This is a genomic window from Streptomyces sp. NPDC027663, assembly GCF_055566415.1.
This window is the reverse complement of the sequence record NZ_JBVHSK010000013.1, coordinates 14,284-32,822: the sequence shown is the minus strand read 5'-3', so window position 1 is coordinate 32,822 and position 18,539 is coordinate 14,284. Positions and strand designations below refer to the sequence as shown.

The following is an 18,539-nucleotide window of genomic DNA, read 5'->3' as shown; positions in this document are numbered from 1 at the left end:
CAGCCCCGTCGGCCGTCGGCGCTTCTACACGCAGGCTGTGAGCGGTACCGGGTCGAGCGCCCGCACCGGCCGAACGCACCCCACCGGCTCCCCTCCCCCGAGAAGCGTCTCCCCGGCGAACCCGGTCAGCAGCTCGGGGTCCACGCCCGCGCGCGCCAGCGCGGCCGCCGCAACCGGAATCCGGGCCCGGTCGGCCCCGTCGGCGATCTTCACGGCGACAGCCGTACCGTCGGGCAGCGCGGCCACCTGCACGCCCTCGAAGCCGTCCTTGGCGAGCAGTCCGGGTACGGCCCGCATGAGCGCGGCGACATCCCGGCCGGCGCCGGAGGCCATCTCGGCGTGCCCGCGCATCGCGTCGGCGACGCGGGCCTCGGGGGTGCCCGGCGCCGCGGAGGCGATCCGGGAGACGGCGCGGGCGAGTCCGTGCAGGGAGACCGAGAACAGCGGGGCGCCGCAGCCGTCGACGGTGACCCGGGCGACACGCTGGCCGGTGAGGTCCTCGACGATCTCGGCGACGGCCTGCTGGAGGGGGTGCGCCGGGTCGAGGTAGTCGTCCAGGCTCCAGCCGTTGAGCTTGGCGGTCCACAGCATGGCCGCATGCTTGCCGGAGCAGTTCTGGGCGAGGCGGGAGGGCAGCCGGCCCGCGCGGATCCAGGTGTCCCGGACGGCCGCACCGAACGGCATGTCGGGCACGTTGCGCAGGTCGTCCTCGGTGAGGCCGGCGAGTTCGAGGATGCGCCGGGTGCCGGCGAGGTGGCGCTCTTCGCCGGAGTGGCTCGCGGCGGCCAGCGACAGCAGTTCGCCGTCGAGCGGCAGCCCGGCCCGCAGCATGGCCACGGCCTGGACGGGCTTGAGGGCGGAGCGCGGGAGGAAGGCCGCCTCGATGTCGCCGAGCTGGAACTGCACACGGCCGTCCGCGTCGAGTACGACGACGGAGCCGTGGTGGATGCCTTCGACGACCCCGCCGCGGATGAGGTGGGCGACGGGAGCGTGGAGGGGTTCGCGGACGAGGGGTGCCTCGACGGGGGAACTGCTGTACATCACTGCCTGAATCATGGGGTCGGGGTCGGCCGGTACGCGGATCACGCGTCGCCGCCGGTGGATGTGCGGGATATGCGGGCGCGGATGCCGTACAGGCCTGCGTCCGGTGCTGCGACGGTCAGCGGCGGACAGGGCACGGTGGTGCGTCCGGCGCCGCCGTCGGCGTACCTGCGCTGCTGCTCGCTCACCGCTCGGGTCCGCCTTCCGCGGGGGCGTCCGACCGCTGGGGACGCACGATGTCGGTGAGGGTCGTCTCGACGCGGTCCAGGTGGTGGCTCATGGCCTCCACCGCGTCGAGTTCGGAACCGTCGGCCAGCGCCTCGACGATCGCCCGGTGCTCGCGGTTGGACTGCTCACGGCGTCCGCCCAGCTCGTTGAGGAAGGCCGACTGACGCGCCAGTGCGTCCCGGATCTCCTCGATGACCCGGCGGAAGACCGGATTCTGCGCGGCCTCGGCCACGGCGAGGTGGAAGAGGGTGTCCATCGCGACCCAGGCGGTGGTGTCCGTCTCCCGCTCCATGCGGTCGAGCAGGTGGGCCAGGTGATCCAGGTTCTCCGGGGTGCGGCGCAGGGCCGCGTATCCGGCGACCGGGATCTCGATGTGGCGGCGCACTTCGAGCAGGTCGCTCGCCGCGTAGTCGCCGAAGGTCGGGTCCTCGACGGCACTGGCCACGACGAAGGTGCCCTTGCCGGTCCGGGAGACCGTGAGGCCCATCGTCTGCAGGGCGCGCAGCGCCTCGCGGAGCACGGGCCGCGACACTTCGAGGGTGCGGCACAGCTCCGCCTCGGAGGGGAGCTTGTCGCCTATGGCGTACTCGCCGCTTTCGATGGCGCCGCGGAGGTGGGCGAGGACCGCTTCCATGGCGCTCACGCGCCGGGGGGCCCGGCCACCTGTCTGGCTGTCTGACAGGTTCACGGGTGCGATCCTGCGGGTTGCGGGTGGAAAGTGTCAAGACGGCGAGCGAGGACACATGTCACGGGGTGCGGCGCCCGGGTGCGGGCACCGCACCCCGTGGGTGAGCAGCGTGTTCGCTCAGCTGCTGAGCGTGCCGGTGCCGAGCAGACCGAGGAGCAGCACGCCGATCGCGATCCGGTAGATCACGAAGGCGTTGAAGGAGTGCTTCGCGACGAACTTCAGCAGCCAGGCGATGGAGGCGTAGGCGACCACGAACGACACGATCGTGCCCACGGCCAGCGGGGCCGCGCCCACGCCCGCGCCCAGGGCGTCCTTCAGCTCGTACAGGCCCGCGCCGGTCAGGGCCGGGATGCCCAGGAAGAAGGACAGGCGGGTGGCGGCGACGCGGTCCAGGTCGAGGATGAGCGCGGTGGACATGGTGGCGCCGGAGCGGGAGAAGCCGGGGAAGAGCAGCGCGAGGATCTGCGAGCAGCCGACCCACATGGCGTCCTTGAACGAGGTGTCGTCCTCACCGCGCTTGTGCCGGCCCATCTGGTCGGCGGCCCACATCACGCCCGAGCCGGCGATCAGTGAGCCCGCGACCACCCACAGCGAGGCGAGCGGGCCGTCGATCAGCGGCTTCGCGGCCAGGCCCACCACCACGATCGGAACGGTGGCGGCGATCACCCACCAGGCGAACTTGTAGTCGTGGTGGTAGCGCTCCTCGCGGTTGGTCAGACCGCGGAACCAGGCGGAGACGATCCGCTTGATGTCCTTGAAGAAGTACACGAGCACGGCGGCGATGGCGCCGACCTGGATGACGGCGGAGAAGCCGACGACGGACTTGTCGTCGACGGGGATGTCCATGAGCCCCTCGGCGATCTTGAGGTGTCCCGTGGAGGACACCGGGAGGAACTCGGTCACCCCCTCGACTACCCCGAGGACGACGGCCTGACCGACGGAGATGGCGCTCATGGGATCCAGTTCTGAGGAGTTGGTCGACAGTGCTGTGGACAGTACTTGCTGTGCTCGGCCGGGCGGCAAGCGCCTAGGCCCACAGGGCGCCGGCGAGTGAGACCCCGGTAAAGGCCGCCGCGAGCCCCGCCGCCACGCTTGCCACGACGTTCACGGCAGCGTAGAGGCCGGAGCCGGCCTCGCACAGCCGCAGGGTCTCGTACGAGAAGGTCGAGTACGTCGTCAGCGCCCCGCACAGCCCGGTGCCGAGCAGGAGCTGCAGATGAGGCCCGGCCGCCCCGGCGGAGGCGGCGCCCGTGAGCAGACCGAGGACCAGGCTGCCGGCCACGTTCACCACGAAGGTGCCCCAGGGGAACAACGAGTCGTGGCGGGCCTGCAGGGCGCGGTCCGTCAGGTAGCGCAGGGGTGCGCCGATCATGGCCCCCGCGACGACCAGCAGCCAGTTCACAACGACTTCTTACCTTCCGGTTCGCCGCCGTCCGGGCCGGGCGGACGCCCCGCGTACCGGACGACCTCGCACTCCTCCAGGGTCACGAGACCCTCTCCGACCAGTTCGTCGAGCTGCGGCAGGAACGTCCGGACCCGCTCCTCGGTGTCCACGACGACCACCGCGACCGGCAGGTCCTCGCACAGGGACAGCAGGCGGGAGGTGTGGATGCGGGAGGAGGCGCCGAAGCCCTCGATCCCCCGGAAGACACTGGCCCCGGCGAGCCCGGCGGCGTGCGCGCGGTGCACGATCTCCGAGTAGAGCGGCTTGTGGTGCCAGGTGTCGTCCTCGCCGATGTACACGGTCAGCCGGAGGGCCCGGCCGGTGAGCGACGTCATCGCTGCCTCCTGGTCAGCACACGGCGGGTGGCGGCCGAGGCGAGCCACACCGCGGTGAGGGCCGCGCACAGCGTCGTGGTGAGATAGGCCAGGCCAGGCCCGGGGCGGCCGGCGCCGACCAGCTCGCGGACGTCGACCGCGTAGGTGGAGAAGGTGGTGTAGCCGCCGAGGACGCCGGTGCCGAAGAAGGGCCGCAGGAGGCGGTGGGCGGCCCACACCTCGGTGACGAGGACCATGAAGACTCCCATGACCGCGCAGCCGGAGACGTTGGTCCAGAAGATCGCCCAGGGAAACCCGCCGCCGGGCGTGGGCCAGGCGAGGGTGAGCGCGTAGCGGGCCACTGCGCCGAGTGCGCCGCCGAGGGCCACGACCGCGACGACGGGCGCCTGCGTGCGCCACTCGGACCGCCGCCCCGGTGCGGGGCGGACGCCGCGGGTCTCCGTCTCCGGGGCTGTCATGCTGGTGCGTCTCCTGTTTCGGCCCCTGCCCCGACGGGTGATCACGGCCGGAACCAGCCTACCGCCGCGTCAGCGCGGGGCGGGCCGGGCGCAGACCGCCACGCCGGGCTCCCAGATGCTGCCGAGCACCAGGTGGTCGCCGGTCGCGCACACGCTGGTGACCATGCGGAAGCCGGAGCCGCGGCGGGTGAGGTGGTGGACCGTCCGGCCCTGGTCGTCGAGTGCCACGACCGCGATGGTCCCGCTCGGGCGGTACGGCGCGTGTACGGCGGCACAGGCGGCCGCACGGCGAACGGCCGGCGCGGTGCGGTGCAACAGGTCGAGCGGCGGGACGCGGGGACCGGCCAGGGCGACCCATACGGGGCCGTCGGGGCCCTCGCGCCAGAGGTTGTCCGGCATGCCGGGGAGGTCGGCGAAGGGCTCGGTGTGTCCGGCACGGGGGCCGGTGAGCCGGTAACGGATGAGGCGGCAGGAACCGGTCTCGGCGACCACCAGGAACGAGCCGTCGGCGCTCGGCGCGAGTCCGTTGGCGAACTGGAGCCCGTCCAGCAGGACTTCGGGTTCCCGGTCGCCGGGGGCGAGCCGGAGGAGCCGGCCGGTACCGGTGTGTTCGACGATGTCGCCGATCCACTGGCCGAGGGGGTAGCGGCGGCTGGAGACGGTGAAGTACACGGTGCCGTCGGACAGCGCGACGGCATTGCTGCAGAAGCGGAGCCGCTCCCCCGCCACCGAGTCCGCGAGAACGTGGACGGCGCCGTCGTCCGTGCCGACGCGCAGCAGGCCGCGCTCCGCGTCGCACACCAACACGTCCGAGTCCGGCAGGAGTTCGAGCCCCAGCGGACGGCCGCCGGTCTCGGCCAGCACCTCCACGCGGGCCCTGAGCCGGTCGCCCGGGTGGTGGAGGCGGAGGATGCGGCCGTCCTCCACTCCCGTCAGCACACGCCCGTGCGGGTCGGCCACGACGTCCTCGGGGCCGCGGGCGCCCAGGGAGACGTGGTGGAGCGGGACGAGTGCGGTGGGTCGGTCCATCTGCGATCCCTTCACCGTCGGGGTCGGCCCATGATGACAGCCTGCCGCTCCGCACCGGCACGTCGCCTGGTCACCGTGGTCCGCAACTACCTTGCCGGGGGCCGAAACCCGTCACCTGATCACCTTGCCGTCCCCCACCACCCCGCCCAGGGCCGGAGCACGCCGCCTGATCACCTTGCCGTCCCTCACCGCCCTGCCCGGGGCCGGAGCACGCCGCCTGAACACCTTGCCGTCCCCCACCACCCCGCCCAGGGCCGGAACCCGCCGCCTGAACACCTTGCCGTCCCTCACCGCCCCGCCCAGGGCCGGAGACACGGACGTGCGGATGCTCGCCGCCGCCGGCCGGACGGCCCCTCCTCGGCTCACAGCCGTTCGCCGTTCTCCTCACCACCCCTTCTCGAAGAACCGAGCCACCTCGGCGATGCGGATCTCGTCACGCCGGTAGTAGGTGCGGCAGCGGATCCGGCGGGTACGCAGAAGACCGAGGCGGGTGAGGAGGTCGAGGTGGGCGCGGGCGGTACGGCGGGGGACGCCCAGCTTTCCGGCGAGGGCCCGCGCGGTGACACCCGTCTCGGCGGGGTCGCGGCGCGGCGGGGCGGGAAAATGGGCCGCCGGGTCCTTGAGCCATTCCAGGATGGCCTGCCGCATCCGGCCCGAGGGAGTTCCCGTCATCCGTCTGCCCTCCGTCCCCCGCCCACGTACGCAGTGTTCCCACTGTGGCCCGGGCGACTCCGTCACGTCCGGCACTCGGCGCCCGTTGTCCGGTACCGCGCGGCCGTGCGGCCGAGGGGCGGCCCCCGCAGAAGTGACTGCCCGGGGCGCCCGCAAGCGGTCAGGATCGGAGAAGCCACCGTGGGCTCCCCGCCTCTAGCGTGAGAGCACCGACGGGAAAGCCGTCGGGCCCCGTGTCTCAGAAGGAGTGAGTTCCATGACCGCCGGCGTGCAGACGATCATCTACCCCGTGACGGACCTGGCGAAGGCCAAGCCGCTGTTCAGCTCCCTGCTGGGCGTCGAGCCATACGCGGACGAGCCGTACTACGTCGGTTTCAAGGCCGCCGGACAGGACATCGGTCTCGACCCGAACGGGCACGCCAAGGGCATGACCGGACCGGTGCCGTACTGGCACGTGACGGACCTGAAGGCGCGGCTCGCGGCCCTGCTGGAGGCGGGTGCCGAACTGCTCCAGGACGCGCAGGACGTCGGTGGCGGCAGGCTCATCGCCTCGGTCAAGGACACCGACGGCAACCTGGTGGGGCTGCTCCAGGACGCGGCGGCCTGAGGGGTGCCCCGGGCCGCCCGCCCAGACTGCTAGTTGCACACTCAACTATTGGCTGGATCGGTGCTACGGTGCCGGTATGGCAGTCACGACGGCCGAGACCCGGCTCGAAGAACGCTGGCGGGGCATCCTCGCGGTGCACGCGCGCACGATGTGTGAGATAGACCGCGTCCTGCATCCGCACGGCCTGGGTGCCAGCGACTTCGAGGTGCTGGACCTGCTGGCCACGGAACGGCCCGAGCAGGGCGAGCAGTGCCGGGTGCAGAACCTGGTCGGCCGGGTCCACCTCAGCCAGAGCGCGCTGTCCCGGCTGATCGGCCGGCTGGAAAAGGACGGCCTGGTGGAGCGCTCGGTGTGCGCGGAGGACCGGCGCGGGGTGTGGGTCGCCCTCACCCCCAAGGGCCGCGCGCTGCACACCGAGGTGCTGCCGCTGCAACGGGCCGTGCTCCAGCGGATGCTGGCCGAGCAGGAGAGCTGAGGGATCGTTCCGGCCGGCCCGGGCCGTCAGACGAACGCGAGCCGTCGGCTCAGCACCTCGTCGGCGAGCCCGTAGGCGACGGCCTCCTCGGCGGTGAGCACCTTGTCCCGGTCCATGTCCGCGCGCAGCGTCGCCACGTCGTGATGCGTGTGCCGGGACAGGACCTCCTCCACCTGCGAGCGGATACGGACCATCTCCTTGGCCGCGAGGCTGAGGTCGGAGACCGTCCCCTGCCGGCCGCCGCCGGCCGGCTGGCCGAGCAGCACCCGCGCGTGCCGGAGCACGAACCGTCGCCCGGGATCACCGCCGGCCAGCAGCACCGCCGCCGTCGACGCCGCCTGACCGACGCAGAACGTGGAGATCGGGGACTGCACGAACGTCATCGTGTCGTAGATGGCCATCAGCGAAGTGAACGATCCGCCGGGCGAGTTGAGATAGACCGAGATCTCGTGCTCCGGGTTCGCCGACTCCAGGTGCAGGAGTTGCGCGATGACCACATTGGCGACTCCGTCGTCGATCTCGGTGCCGAGGAAGACGATCCGCTCGTTCAGCAGCCGGCTGAAGACGTCGTAGGACCGCTCACCCTGCGCGGTCCGCTCGATGACGTAGGGAACCGCGTACGACGCCATGTCACAGCCCCATCCGTCGGCGCGACGCGGCCGGGCGGATGTCGGCGAGCGACTCCACCACCCGGTCCACCATCCCGTACTCCCTGGCCTGCTCGGCCGTGAACCAGCGGTCCCGGTCGCCGTCCCGCGCGATCGTCTCCTCGCTCTGCCCGGTGTGCTCGGCGGTGATCCGCTCGACGGCCTTCTTGGTGAACTGCAGGTTCTCCGCCTGGATCTCGATGTCGGCGGTGGTGCCACCGATGCCCGCCGAGGGCTGGTGCATCATGATCCGTGCGTTCGGCAGCGCCGACCGCTTGCCGGGCGCCCCCACGGTGAGCAGGAACTGGCCCATGCTGGCGGCGAACCCCATCGCCAGTGTCGAGACGTCGTTCGGGATGAGCCGCATGGTGTCGTAGACGGCGAGACCCGCGGTGACCGACCCGCCGGGACTGTTGATGTACAGGCTGATGTCGGTGCGCGGGTCCTCCGCCGACAGCAGCAGCAACTGCGCGCACACCCGGTTGGCCGACACGTCGTCGACCTGTGTGCCGAGCAGGACGATCCGCTGGGCGAGCAGTTGTGCCGCCAGCTGGTCGTCGAAGCGGCTGTGGGGTGTGCCGTCCTCCGCACGAGGCGGGAGGGTGGTGAGTGGAGTCATCTGGTCTCCTCGGTCGAGGCAGGGATGCCGTCGACTCACTCTTGGCCCCGCCAGACACCCGGATGCCGTTTCTCTGCCGGCCGCAGATTCGCCGCGGGCAGAGCCGACGGCCCGGCCCGCCTTGCGCAGCAGGCGGGAGACGGCCCGCGGCGAACCGGTGCGGTCACAGCGCTAGACGACGAGTTCGGCCCCGTCCGCCAGGACCTCGACGCCGTGCTCGGCGACACGCGCGCGTGCCGGTGAGGCGGGGTCGAGCAGCGGGTTGGTGTCGTTCAGGTGGGTGTAGATCCGGCGCACCGCGGGATGGCGGGCCAGCTCGGCGAGGGACCCGCCCGGACCGGTGACCGGCAGATGGCCCATGGCGGCCCGCCCGGGGCCCGGCCGCACCGCCGTGCCCGTCTCGTCGGCCGCGAAGAACGTGCCGTCCAGCAGCACGCAGTCGGCCTCCGCGCACAGGTCGTCCAGGGCGGGACTCCAGGCGCCGACGCAGGGCGCGTAGACCAGCACTCCCCCGCTGGCCAGGTTCTCGATGCGGTACGCCGTCACCCAGGGGCCGACGGGAGCCGGGGGCTGCGCCGGTATGTACTTCGGTGCCTTCCCGCTCACCGGGTGGGCGGTCACGACCAGCCCGCCGGCCAGCACGAAGCCGCCGTCGGCCAGGCTGTCGGCCCACTCCCAGGGCGCATAACGGCCGAGTGCGGCGCGGACCGGGGCGAGGGCGGCGCGCACCGGTGAGGTGGCGTAGACCTTCAGTCCTGCGGCGCCGCGCAGCTCGGACAGTCCGCCGGCGTGGTCGGCCTCGGCGTCGGTGAGCAGCACTCCGCGCAGCGGGGTCTGCCGGAGTCCGGGTCCCGGCCACAGTGCGGGGGTGGCGGCGAGCTGTGTCCGCAGGTCGGGGGAGGCGTTCAGCAGCCACCAGTCGCGTCCGTTGCCGGTGACGGCGGCACACTCCTGCGTGCGGGAGGGCAGCTTCCCGTCCCGGGCGGCGGTACACAGTGCGCAGGCGCAGTTCCACTGCGGGAAGCCGCCCCCGGCGGCGGTGCCCAGCAGGACGACCCTCACGACCATCGGCTCCTTTACGCTAGCCGGACCTTCGTCCCGTAGGGATCTTCCCTTCCGGAAGGCCGGTGACCACCCAGCGGCAGGGGCAGTTCCGGCCGACCTGCGTCGGGCCGCCGGTCCGGGGCGAGCTGGAGTGACCGGTCGATGGCATCGTGGCCGCCGCGGCGGAGCGCGGTGAGCCGCAGCAGCGGGCGCAGCGCCCTCCACAGGCGGAACACCAGCGCGGAGTACAGGCCCCGTGGCACCACGAGGGTGCGGAGGATGCTGCTGAGGACCAGCCCGAGGACGAGGGCCCCGGCCGCGCCCGCGATGTACTGCATGGGCTCATTCCGGCGCCCGTAGGGATCGGATGACCGGTTGCGCGGGCGGGCCCCCGGGCGCGTGGTGACGCGGTCAGCGGGCCAGGAGGGTGCGCACTCCCTGGGACGTGAGCGTCAGCCCGTGGGAGGAGCTGCCGTCGATGGCGAGGGAGAGATCCTCCTCGGGCCACTGCGAGGCGAGGGCGCCGAGCGGGATCAGGCGGTAGCGCGAGACGAACGGCAGCAGCTCGGCCATCTCGCCCTCCGAGGTGAACACCGGGACGACGGGGTCGCCTCCCGGCTGTTCCAGGATGGGCAGGGCCACCGTCGTGGCGTCGGCGCCCTCCCCGTCTATGGCGTCGTCCGGCACCGGCACGAGCACGTCGCTGTGGGCGAGGGTGTCCAGGGCGGCCTGGTCCTCGGCGTTCACGGCCAGCGCGTCCAGTGCCTGCTGGGCGGGCGTCGGCAGGTCGTCGTGTGCGGGTGTCTCCATGGCAGGTCCCCAGGTAGCGGTGGTGGTACGGGCCGCTCGGGCAGGCTGGTGCCCGGGCGGGCTCCCGCCTCGCGTACCCGGTGGGGTCCGGGGCATGCGTGGGGATCGGCGGGAGGTCCGGTGACGGACGGGCAACGAGAGGCACCGGTGATCACCCCGCTGGTCGTCTCACATCTGCCGGGGTGCGGTCGTGGTGATCGCCGCCCGTCCTCCCTCGCCGGCCGGGCGGCTGCCGGCGAGGGCCTCCCGTGCGGGGATCCGGCTGAGCCTCCGGTGCCGGAGCGGGGAGCGGCTCAGGGGCTCACCGGATCGGCGAAGACGCGCCGCCTGCCGATGACGGCGAGATGTCCGGCGCTCAAGCGTGCACCCCCTCGCCGGGCGTCGTGCTCGGCGCCCGGGTCTCCTGGTCCCGCACCCGGCCCCGGGCCGTCGTCAGCGTGCCCAGGAAGCCCAGCGCGAGGGCGACGAGGACGCCCAGGTTGGCATGGGCCCAGGCACCGGTCCTGCCGTCGAGGCCGAACGGCTCCAGGAGGTATCCCTGCCAGGTCAGCCAGCTCGCGGCACTGTTGGTGACCAGACCCCAGCCGACCGCCGTGGCGGCGAGGGTCAGGGTGAGGGGCAGCAGGGGGATGTCGCCGTAGCGGCCCTGCGGGCGGTACAGGTCGGCCTCGTCGTAGTCACGGCGGCGCAGGGCCAGATCGGCGAGCATGACACCGGCCCAGGCGGCGATGGGCACGCCGAGTGTGGTCAGGAAGCCCATGAACTGGCCGAGGAAGTCGTCGGCGAAGAAGACGATGTAGATCGCGCCGGCAATCATCAGGACGCCGTCGAAGAGCGCGGCCAGGTAGCGCGGGACCCGTACACCGGCCGAGAGCAGGGCCAGGCCCGAGGAGTAGATGTCGAGGACGGCGCCGCCGACCAGACCGAGGACGGCGACCACGGCGAACGGCACCAGGAACCAGGTCGGCAGGATCGTCGTGAGCGCGCCGATCGGGTCGGCCGCGATCGCCTTGCTCAGCTCCGCGGAGGAGCCGGCCAGCAGCAGCCCGAAGACCAGCAGGAGCAGTGGGGCCAGGGAGGCGCCGAAGGCGGTCCAGCCGATCACGCCCCGGCTGGAGGAATTCCGGGGCAGATAGCGGGAGTAGTCGGCGGCGGCGTTGACCCAGCCGAGCCCGAAGCCCGTCATCATGAACACCAGCGCGCCGATGAACTGCTGAGCCGAACCCGCCGGGACGGCGTCGACCGAGCCCCAGTCGACGTGGTCGGCGACGAGGGCGATGTAGATGATCGTGAGGACGCCGGTGATCAGGGTGATCCAGGTCTGCAGCCGCATGATCAGGTCGAATCCCATGACCCCGCCGACCACGGTCAGCGCGGCCACCACCAGCAGGCCGACCACCTTGGTCTCGGTGCCGCCGCCCCAGCCGAGGCTGCTGAAGACGGTGGCGGTGGCCATCGTGGCGAGCGCGATGAGGACGGTCTCCCAGCCGACGGTGAGCATCCAGGAGACGACGGAGGGCAGCCGGTTGCCGCGCACGCCGTACGCGGCCCGGCTGAGCACCATGGTCGGCGCGGAGCCGCGCTTGCCGGCGACCGCGATGAAGCCGCACAGCAGGAACGAGCCGACGATGCCGAGCACTCCGGCCGTGAGGGCCTGTGGGAAGGAGATGCCGAAGCCGAACGCGAAGGCGCCGTAGCTCAGACCGAGAACGGAGACGTTCGCGCCGAACCAGGGCCAGAACAGCGTGCGCGGGGTGCCCCTGCGCTCCGCGTCCCCGATCACGTCGAGTCCGTGCGTCTCCATCTGGACGGGGCGGCCGGTGGATCTGCTGCCGAGCGGGACCTGCGGGTCCGTCATCGCCGAGCCCCCTGCCCTAACTGACCGGACGTGTGCGATCACGCTAGGTCGGGGCATCAGGGGCGTCAAGGCGGACGGCCCCGGGCCGCCGAGCGCCCGGCGGCCCGGCCGCCCCGGGTTGCTCGGTGATCGGTGCGTCCGGGACTTTGAGGTGCTCAGCGACCGGACCACATCTGGACGGCCGGGTGTTCGGCGGTCGGGACCTCACCCCGGTGTCAGGTGTTCAACGGTCGAACTCCTCTGCTCAACGGTCGAACTCCTCCTGGATCGGGGTCTTCGGTTCCTCCCGCAGGTGCCGGGAGAGGCCCGGCTTGCCGCCGTGCCGTGCCTGTTCCACCGGCTGGTCGGCGTCGAGGCCGAGGTCCGGTCCGGGGTCCGCGCGGACCGACCGCGCCACGTCCTCACGGCCGGCGTACTCCTCGGCGGGGTCCGGTCCCTCCGCCTGAGACGGTGTCGTGCGCGGCGGCTGTTCCCTCTCGGGGGCGTCCGCCTCTTCGTCGCCCTCGGCCTGCGAGGGGGTGCTCTCACTCATCGGGTCCTCCCGGATGCGGCGCGTGCCGGTTCCGGGGCCCCGAGTACCCGTGGGCGGCGGCGACCATGACCCGGCAGAATTCCTGAATCCGCTTCCGGCCGGTGGGTACCTGGTCAGTCCGGCGCAGCATGCGGCGCCGGTGACAGGACGTGCACCACCTCACCGCCTGGAGGAGCCATGGCGGGTGTCAGGCCCACCGATCTGCAGAAAGCCCTGTCGGGCGCGGAGTACCCGGCCAGTTCCGACCAGCTTCGGAAGGTCGCCGAGGAGAACCACGCGTCCAAGGAGATCACCGAGCGGATCTCCCACCTCGGGAAGAAGGAGTTCCAGAACCCCGCCGAGGTCAGCAAGGCCGTCTTCCGGAACGAGTGACGGCGACCCCACACAGGCCGCGCGGCGACCGGACGCCCAAGGCTCCGGTCGCCGCGTCGTCACAGGGCAGGCGTCGCGCTGCGCCGGGCTCCGGCAGGCCGCGGAAGCGGCACGCCCGGACCGGCGCACGCGTACGGCCGTACGACGCCCGGCCGTACGACGCCTGGCCGTACGACACCCGGGCCCACGGACGTGCACGACCGTGACCCGGAGCCCGCGCCCCGGACGGCGCGGCTCAGAGCTTGGCGCCGAAGTCCTGGGTCCACCACGGGCCGCCGGAGCCGTTGTGGACGCCGACCCCGAGGTTCTTGAACGAGCAGTTGAGGATGTTGGCGCGGTGGCCGGGGCTGTTCATCCAGGAGTCCATCACGGCCTGCGGGGTCTGCTGCCCCCGGGCGATGTTCTCGCCGTACGTGGACCAGCGGTAGCCCGCTGCGGTGATGCGCTCGCCGGGGCCGTTGCCGTCCGGGTCCGTGTGGTCGAAGAAGCCGCGGGCGGCCATGTCGTCGGAGAGTCCCTGGGCGGCCTTGTCCAGTTGCGGATCCCCGGTGACCGGACCGCACCCGGCCGCCGCCCGCTCCTTGTTCACCAGCGCGATCACCTGCGCCACCGTGCCGGTGGGCGCCGACTGGGCCTGGACGGTGGGGGTGGCGCGCGGAGTCGTGGGCGCGGCCCGCTCGGGCTTGGGTGCCGTGCTCTTGCGGGTGGGGCTGGGGCTCTTGGAGGGGCTCGCCTTCTTCGAGTGCGACGGGGACGGCGAGGCGGAGGCCGAGGGTGACGAGGAGGTCGCGGCGGCGCTGGGTTCGGAAAGGTCCACGACGGGAGCGCCGGCGGTGTGCCTGGCGGTCACCTCCCTGCTCTCCGGTCCGGAGTCGGCCCCGAACCACCAGAAGCCGCCGCCCGCCACACAGGCGGCCACCACGGCGCCGCCGACGGCCCGGCGCTGGTTCCGTCGCCGGCGCCGCGCCTCGTCCCGGGCCGTGGCCCGCCGGCGGGAGGCGCGGAGCCCGACCGGCGCGTCGGAGCCGAGGCCGTGGTCCTCCGGCCCGAAGTCACCCGCATCCGCCTCGAAGCGGCCCGTGTCCGCCCCGGAGTGGCCCGTGTCCGCCCCGGAGTGGCCCGTGTCCGCCCCGAAGTGGTCCGTGTCCGCTCCCCCATGACCCCCGTTCGCCTCCCCGTGACCCGCGCCGGAGCTGCCGTCGACCGGGTGGGCGGCCGTCAGGTCGTACGACGGGACCGGGGCGGTGGAGCCGGCCGCGGTGATGCCGGTCGCCCCGGAACGGGTCGTCGCGAGCAGCGCCGACGAGATCCCGACCAGGGCCAGGCCGGCCAACAGACCCTCCGCGGGCAGCAGGCCGCTCCACAGCCCGCTGCAGCGCGCGCAGTCGCGGGCGTGCCGGGCTATGCGCTTGCGCCAGAGCGCGGAGGGGCGGCCGTCCCAGGAGGCCAGCACACCGCGCAGTTCCTCGCACGCCGGCCGTGTGTCGAGCGCCCGTACCACCACGCGGGCCGCCTCCAGCCGCGCCTTCATCCGCTGCACCCGTACCGCTGTGTGCTGCGGCGACACCCCGAGGGCCGCGGCGACCTCGCCCCGGGTCAGCTCACCGGCGCACTCCAGCCACCACAGCGACAGCACCTCCCGGTCCTCCGGCTCCAGCCAGCGCGTGGCGCGCGCGGTCTCCTGGCGCTGGCCGGACAGCTGGAGCCGGACGATGGTCAGGTCCACGAAGTCGGCGCCGGGATCGGCGAGGTCGCCGGTCTCCTCCTCGACGGCTCCCTGGGTGAGCTGCCGGTCCTGCCAGTGCGCGCGCACCCGGTTCATCGCGATGGCCACGAGCCAGGAGCGGAAGCTCTCGGGGGATCTCAGGTCGCCGAGCGAGCCCAGGGCCCGGAGCATGGTGTCCTGAACCACGTCGTCGACGTCGACGGAACCGTTCAGCGCCCGCCCCACGATGTTGTACACCAGCGGAAGGTAGGCACTGACCAGGGCGTCCTGGGCCGCCGGGTCCCCCGCTCGGGCGGCGTTCACCAGTGCCGCCGTGTCCACCGTGTGCTGTGTGCTCATCAGAACTTCCCTGTCCTCGACGCCGAACGATGCTGTCCGTTACCTGGGAGACCGCTCGGTGCGGTGCCGATAACAGTTCTTCGGAAAATCGTTCGAGGGGAGATTCACAGGGACGGCGGACCACCGCAATGGAGGAGATCACACGCGGGCGGTTCCGTGACCCCCGCGCGGGGGTCACGGCCGGGGATCGGCGCGGGTCAGGACGGCTTCGCCGCCGTCACCGCGGTCACGGTGACTTTGTTGTCGCACTCGGCGAACTGGCCGTCCGTCAAGGCGACTTGGTGCGCACCGGCGCCGGGCAGACCGACCACCAGCGTCGGGTACACGGTGGGCGTCGCGCCGGACACGCAGTACCCGTCCGCCTCGCCCTGCACCTGTACGAAGGTGAGCTTCACCCATGCCTTGCCGCCCGGCGCGACCGGCACGGCGGGGGCTGCGCCCGTGCGGGTCACCTTCAGTGGAACGGAGTGCTGGGGCGAGCCGTTGCCGGCCCCGGCCACCGTCGGGTGGCCCTGCAGCACGCACGCCGTCGCCGAGACGTTGGTGAACTCCACGATCGCGGCTCCGGTGCCGGTACCCGAGGGACGGTCGGCCGCCTGGTACGCCGTCGCCTCCAGCGCCTTCGCCGTGCACGCCTTTCCGCTGCCGCCCGATGTGTCGGAGGCCGGGGACGCGGAGGCGGGAGAGTCAGGGGCCGGAGAAGCGTGGGTGGGCGAAGCGGACCGGGTGCCGTCGGCGGGGCGGGGGCTCGCGGAAGCCGGGGCCTGCGTGGCGGGGGCGCTGGACGAAGGGGCCTTGGTGGCCGACGGCTCGGCTTGCGACGTGCCGCTCCCCGACTGACAGGCCGTCAGCGAGAGGGTGGCGGCGATCGCGGCCAGGGCTGCCGCGGTGATGCGGCCGGTGTGACGGTGCTGCATGGGGTCCCCCGATGTGTGTGGTGGTCGTGGTCTCTTCGACCGGCGTGGAGCCGGTGCTCACCGGGACAGACAGAGCGGCGGGTCATGGCGTTCCCCCGGGCCCGCGCTGTGACATGGCGGTGACATGACCATGGCCGATTCGACACAGCCGCCGACCCCGGTACGGCACAGCCGCCGACCCCGGTGGAGAGAAGCGCCGTCCCACGCCGCCACAGCCGACTGCGCGCAGCGGCCAGGGCGGCGGCAACACTGGCCGTCCCGCACCGTCGTAGCCGACTGCGCGCAGCGGCCAGGGCTGCGGCCCGGGCGGCGGGAAGAAGACCCGCGGGCACCCGCCGGGCGGCGTGGCGCGCGGCGGGGCGGGCCGGCCGACGGCGAGGATGGCCTGCGGACGGAGCCGGCGGAGAGGCGGTGTGCGGGTATGACGGTGCAGCAGGTCGGCCTGGTCGTGCACAGTGGGCGTGCCGAGGCCGTGGCCGTCGCGCGGGCCGTGCGCGCGTGGTGCGCCGAGCACGCGGTGGGGTGTACCGACATCGACGTGTGGCGGCAGGGCGCGCGGCACAGCGCCCGCGAGGAGGTCGACGCGGCGCACGATCCGGATCTCATCGTCACCCTGGGCGGCGACGGCACGTTCCTGCGCGGTGCCCGGCTGGCTGCCGAGAACGACGCCCTGGTGCTCGGCGTCGACCTGGGCCGCGTCGGCTTTCTGACGGAGGTCCCGGCCGCGGCGGTGCGCGAGGCGCTGGACGCCGTACGGGAGGGGCGGATCCGCGTCGAGAGCCGGATGCTTCTGACCTTGCGTGCGTCCTGCCGGCTGGAGGTGCCGACACAGATGGAGGCGCTGCTGCGGTACGGCCGCGGGCCGATGCTGCCCCCGCCCCGGGTGCGCACCGAGTGCGAGGCGGGCGGGGACTGGGGGGTCGCGCTCAACGTCACCGCGCTGAACGACGTGGTCCTGGAGAAGCTGGCCCGGGACCGGCAGGTGTCGGTCGCGGTGTATCTGTCCGGGCAGCTGCTGGCCTCCTACTCGGCCGACGCACTGCTGGTGGCCACGCCCACGGGGTCCACCGCGTACAGCTTCGCCGCGGGCGGCCCGGTGGTCTCGCCCCGCGCGGAGGGCCTCGTCTTCACACCGGTCGCCCCGCACATGGTGTTCAACCGCTCGGTCGTGGCCGCACCCGACGAGGCCGTCGCGCTACGGGTCCTCGAACGGTCGGGCCAGGCCGCGGTCAGCATCGACGGCCAGTTGCGCGGCGTGCTGAGCCCCGGGGACTGGATCGGTGTGTACGCCGCTCCACGCCGGCTCAAGGCGGTGCGGCTCGGTCCGACGGACTTCTACGGCCGGCTGCGAGAGCGCATGAACCTCACCGACGCACCGGCCGCGCTCGCCGACGGGGGCGCCGCTCCGCTGTGGCCGGTGACCACTCCCCCGCCGGACGATCTGGCCCACCTGGCGTTGCCCGCGGCGCCCGGTGACGCGCCCGGGCTGTCCTGAGAGAGTTCAGCCCGGGACGGGCACGGTCCGCCGGAGCTGCTCGAAGGCGGTGGGGCGAGGGCGCTGCCGCAGCAGGTCACGGATGCGCAGGGCGCACTCCTGCGGGGACAGCACGCCGGTGTCGACGTCCAGGTCGTGCGGGCCGTGCGCATGGACCTGCCCGTACTGCAGGGCGGCCAGCCCGGGCTGCCGGTCACCGCGTATCCGTTCCCGGCGTTCCAGCTCGGGCAGCGGGCAGCGGACCGCGACCAGGAGTGTGTCCTGCGGCTCCAGCAGACCGAGGAGGTCCAGCAGCCGCCAGCGGCGGGTCAGCGGATGGTCCACGACGAGGTTGTTGCCCGCCGCGGCCATTCCGGCGACGGCACGGTGGAAGCCCTTGGCCGTGCGGTCGATCTCGGCCTGGAGGTCCTCGTCGGCAATGGGCGTGCCACCGCGCATCGAGTGGAAGGCGTCGACGGGTATGTGGAACCAGATGCCGTCGAGGGTGTCGAGCAGGGCCCGGGCGATGCTGGACTTGCCGGAGCTGGAGGTGCCGTTGAGCAGGATCACCGTGCCCTTGGCGGGCGTGTCGGGGATGCGCGCGTGATCCGGGTCGTCCGGCTTCACAGCCGCTGCGGCCGTCATCTCGTCGTCCTTTCTTCCCGGCGACCGATCCGGGCAGCGCCTCGGGGACCGGCTTTGCGGGGATCGTTTCGGGGGACGCCCAGGGAATCGGGTTATCCGGGGATCGACCCGGGGACGCCCCGGCAATCGGGCTTTCCGGGGATCGCCACTGGAACGCCCTGGAATCGGGGTGTCCGTCGTCTCCGTCCGCTCCGGCTCGGCCGGTGAGACCAGTAGGTTCCCTTTCGGCGTTCACTGCGTTCCGGAAAGGAACCTACTGTGTCGGGGTGGCGGTCCGCCAACGGCTTCCTCACCCCGCCCGCACCTGGAGTGCGGCGATGAGCCCACGGCGTGTGACCGACGCCGCGTGCGGGACCGCCGGGTTTCGCGGTGGTGGGCGACCGGTGAAGCCTGCCGGCGCTGCGGCAGGCGGCCCGCGGACACGTACGTTCCGGCCGGTCGGCGCAGGAGCCGGGCCGTCTCCGTACGGTTCTCGGCACGGTTCTCGGCGAACGGCTGTGCCCCCTGACCGGCCATCACGTGCTGGAGCGCCGTCGCCACCGATCCGGACCGCCCGCATCGCCGCGCGTACGTGCCGAC

General features: G+C 72.9%; 23 protein-coding genes. 4 read left to right on the top strand and 19 right to left on the bottom strand.

Annotated elements, in window-relative coordinates; translation table 11 throughout:
* Positions 1–24 precede the first annotated feature (24 nt).
* The 9 genes from ACZ4SF_RS28580 to ACZ4SF_RS28540 all read right to left on the bottom strand — a co-directional run bounded on the left by ACZ4SF_RS28580 (position 25) and on the right by ACZ4SF_RS28540 (position 5,895).
* On the bottom strand, positions 25–1,041 hold the full coding sequence (locus tag ACZ4SF_RS28580; protein ID WP_468389603.1) for an asparaginase: 1,017 nt from the start codon (positions 1,039–1,041) through the stop codon (positions 25–27).
* 41 nt (positions 1,042–1,082) lie between these two features.
* A complete protein-coding gene (locus tag ACZ4SF_RS28575; protein ID WP_468390130.1) occupies positions 1,083–1,229 on the bottom strand; it encodes a hypothetical protein in 147 nt (48 codons plus the stop codon).
* The gene (locus ACZ4SF_RS28570; RefSeq protein ID WP_468390109.1) at positions 1,226–1,903 is read right to left on the bottom strand and encodes a FadR/GntR family transcriptional regulator; all 678 of its coding nucleotides are present in this window, start codon (positions 1,901–1,903) and stop codon (positions 1,226–1,228) included. The genes ACZ4SF_RS28575 and ACZ4SF_RS28570 overlap by 4 nt, the downstream gene beginning before the upstream one ends.
* A gap of 171 nt (positions 1,904–2,074) precedes the next feature.
* Positions 2,075–2,911 (bottom strand): undecaprenyl-diphosphate phosphatase, encoded by an 837-nt coding sequence (locus tag ACZ4SF_RS28565; RefSeq protein WP_468389600.1) that lies wholly within the window; start codon positions 2,909–2,911, stop codon positions 2,075–2,077.
* A 73-nt stretch (positions 2,912–2,984) separates the two neighbouring features.
* A complete protein-coding gene (crcB, locus tag ACZ4SF_RS28560) occupies positions 2,985–3,359 on the bottom strand; it encodes a fluoride efflux transporter CrcB (RefSeq protein ID WP_468389597.1) in 375 nt (124 codons plus the stop codon).
* Complete coding sequence (locus tag ACZ4SF_RS28555) at positions 3,356–3,736, bottom strand: DUF190 domain-containing protein (RefSeq protein WP_468389594.1); 381 nt, start codon at positions 3,734–3,736, stop codon at positions 3,356–3,358. Before ACZ4SF_RS28555 ends, crcB (ACZ4SF_RS28560) begins: the two co-directional genes overlap by 4 nt.
* Entirely contained in the window at positions 3,733–4,194 is a 462-nt protein-coding gene (gene crcB / locus ACZ4SF_RS28550; protein WP_468389591.1) for a fluoride efflux transporter CrcB, read from the bottom strand. The genes ACZ4SF_RS28555 and crcB (ACZ4SF_RS28550) overlap by 4 nt, the downstream gene beginning before the upstream one ends.
* Before the next feature lie 69 nt (positions 4,195–4,263).
* Complete coding sequence (locus ACZ4SF_RS28545) at positions 4,264–5,223, bottom strand: SMP-30/gluconolactonase/LRE family protein (RefSeq protein ID WP_468389588.1); 960 nt, start codon at positions 5,221–5,223, stop codon at positions 4,264–4,266.
* 384 nt (positions 5,224–5,607) lie between these two features.
* Entirely contained in the window at positions 5,608–5,895 is a 288-nt protein-coding gene (locus ACZ4SF_RS28540) for an ArsR family transcriptional regulator (RefSeq protein WP_468389586.1), read from the bottom strand.
* Positions 5,896–6,151: 256 nt separating this feature from the next.
* Between ACZ4SF_RS28540 and ACZ4SF_RS28535 the strand changes: the two genes are divergently transcribed.
* Both ACZ4SF_RS28535 and ACZ4SF_RS28530 read left to right on the top strand, forming a co-directional pair.
* Positions 6,152–6,502, top strand: coding sequence for a VOC family protein (locus ACZ4SF_RS28535; protein ID WP_468389584.1), 351 nt, complete (start codon positions 6,152–6,154; stop codon positions 6,500–6,502).
* A gap of 76 nt (positions 6,503–6,578) precedes the next feature.
* Entirely contained in the window at positions 6,579–6,977 is a 399-nt protein-coding gene (locus ACZ4SF_RS28530) for a MarR family winged helix-turn-helix transcriptional regulator (RefSeq protein WP_468389582.1), read from the top strand.
* Positions 6,978–7,003: 26 nt separating this feature from the next.
* On the opposite strand, the gene ACZ4SF_RS28525 is transcribed toward ACZ4SF_RS28530, so the two are convergent.
* From ACZ4SF_RS28525 to ACZ4SF_RS28495, 7 genes are all read right to left on the bottom strand, one after another.
* A complete protein-coding gene (locus ACZ4SF_RS28525) occupies positions 7,004–7,606 on the bottom strand; it encodes a ClpP family protease (RefSeq protein ID WP_468389579.1) in 603 nt (200 codons plus the stop codon).
* Position 7,607: 1 nt separating this feature from the next.
* The gene (locus ACZ4SF_RS28520; RefSeq protein WP_468389576.1) at positions 7,608–8,243 is read right to left on the bottom strand and encodes a ClpP family protease; all 636 of its coding nucleotides are present in this window, start codon (positions 8,241–8,243) and stop codon (positions 7,608–7,610) included.
* Positions 8,244–8,414: 171 nt separating this feature from the next.
* The gene (gene pqqB / locus ACZ4SF_RS28515; RefSeq protein ID WP_468389574.1) at positions 8,415–9,311 is read right to left on the bottom strand and encodes a pyrroloquinoline quinone biosynthesis protein PqqB; all 897 of its coding nucleotides are present in this window, start codon (positions 9,309–9,311) and stop codon (positions 8,415–8,417) included.
* Between the two features lie 8 nt (positions 9,312–9,319).
* Positions 9,320–9,625 (bottom strand): hypothetical protein, encoded by a 306-nt coding sequence (locus ACZ4SF_RS28510; protein WP_468389571.1) that lies wholly within the window; start codon positions 9,623–9,625, stop codon positions 9,320–9,322.
* Positions 9,626–9,698: 73 nt separating this feature from the next.
* On the bottom strand, positions 9,699–10,097 hold the full coding sequence (locus tag ACZ4SF_RS28505; RefSeq protein ID WP_201838029.1) for an SseB family protein: 399 nt from the start codon (positions 10,095–10,097) through the stop codon (positions 9,699–9,701).
* A gap of 355 nt (positions 10,098–10,452) precedes the next feature.
* Positions 10,453–11,955 carry a purine-cytosine permease family protein gene (locus ACZ4SF_RS28500; RefSeq protein WP_468389568.1) on the bottom strand — a complete coding sequence of 501 codons (1,503 nt, stop codon included), beginning with the start codon at positions 11,953–11,955 and terminating at the stop codon, positions 10,453–10,455.
* A 244-nt stretch (positions 11,956–12,199) separates the two neighbouring features.
* Positions 12,200–12,487 carry a DUF2795 domain-containing protein gene (locus ACZ4SF_RS28495; protein ID WP_468389565.1) on the bottom strand — a complete coding sequence of 96 codons (288 nt, stop codon included), beginning with the start codon at positions 12,485–12,487 and terminating at the stop codon, positions 12,200–12,202.
* Positions 12,488–12,664: 177 nt separating this feature from the next.
* Here ACZ4SF_RS28495 and ACZ4SF_RS28490 point away from each other — a divergent pair, with 177 nt between their 5' ends.
* On the top strand, positions 12,665–12,859 hold the full coding sequence (locus tag ACZ4SF_RS28490) for a DUF2795 domain-containing protein (protein ID WP_468389562.1): 195 nt from the start codon (positions 12,665–12,667) through the stop codon (positions 12,857–12,859).
* 235 nt (positions 12,860–13,094) lie between these two features.
* On the opposite strand, the gene ACZ4SF_RS28485 is transcribed toward ACZ4SF_RS28490, so the two are convergent.
* On the bottom strand, positions 13,095–14,924 hold the full coding sequence (locus ACZ4SF_RS28485) for a sigma-70 family RNA polymerase sigma factor (protein ID WP_468389559.1): 1,830 nt from the start codon (positions 14,922–14,924) through the stop codon (positions 13,095–13,097).
* A 197-nt stretch (positions 14,925–15,121) separates the two neighbouring features.
* On the bottom strand, positions 15,122–15,841 hold the full coding sequence (locus ACZ4SF_RS28480) for a DUF4232 domain-containing protein (protein ID WP_468389556.1): 720 nt from the start codon (positions 15,839–15,841) through the stop codon (positions 15,122–15,124).
* 421 nt (positions 15,842–16,262) lie between these two features.
* Between ACZ4SF_RS28480 and ACZ4SF_RS28475 the strand changes: the two genes are divergently transcribed.
* Positions 16,263–17,336 carry an NAD(+)/NADH kinase gene (locus ACZ4SF_RS28475; protein ID WP_468389553.1) on the top strand — a complete coding sequence of 358 codons (1,074 nt, stop codon included), beginning with the start codon at positions 16,263–16,265 and terminating at the stop codon, positions 17,334–17,336.
* Positions 17,337–17,342: 6 nt separating this feature from the next.
* Here ACZ4SF_RS28475 and ACZ4SF_RS28470 read toward each other — a convergent pair whose 3' ends face one another.
* Positions 17,343–17,960, bottom strand: coding sequence for a chloramphenicol phosphotransferase CPT family protein (locus ACZ4SF_RS28470; protein ID WP_468389550.1), 618 nt, complete (start codon positions 17,958–17,960; stop codon positions 17,343–17,345).
* Positions 17,961–18,539: the final 579 nt, after the last annotated feature.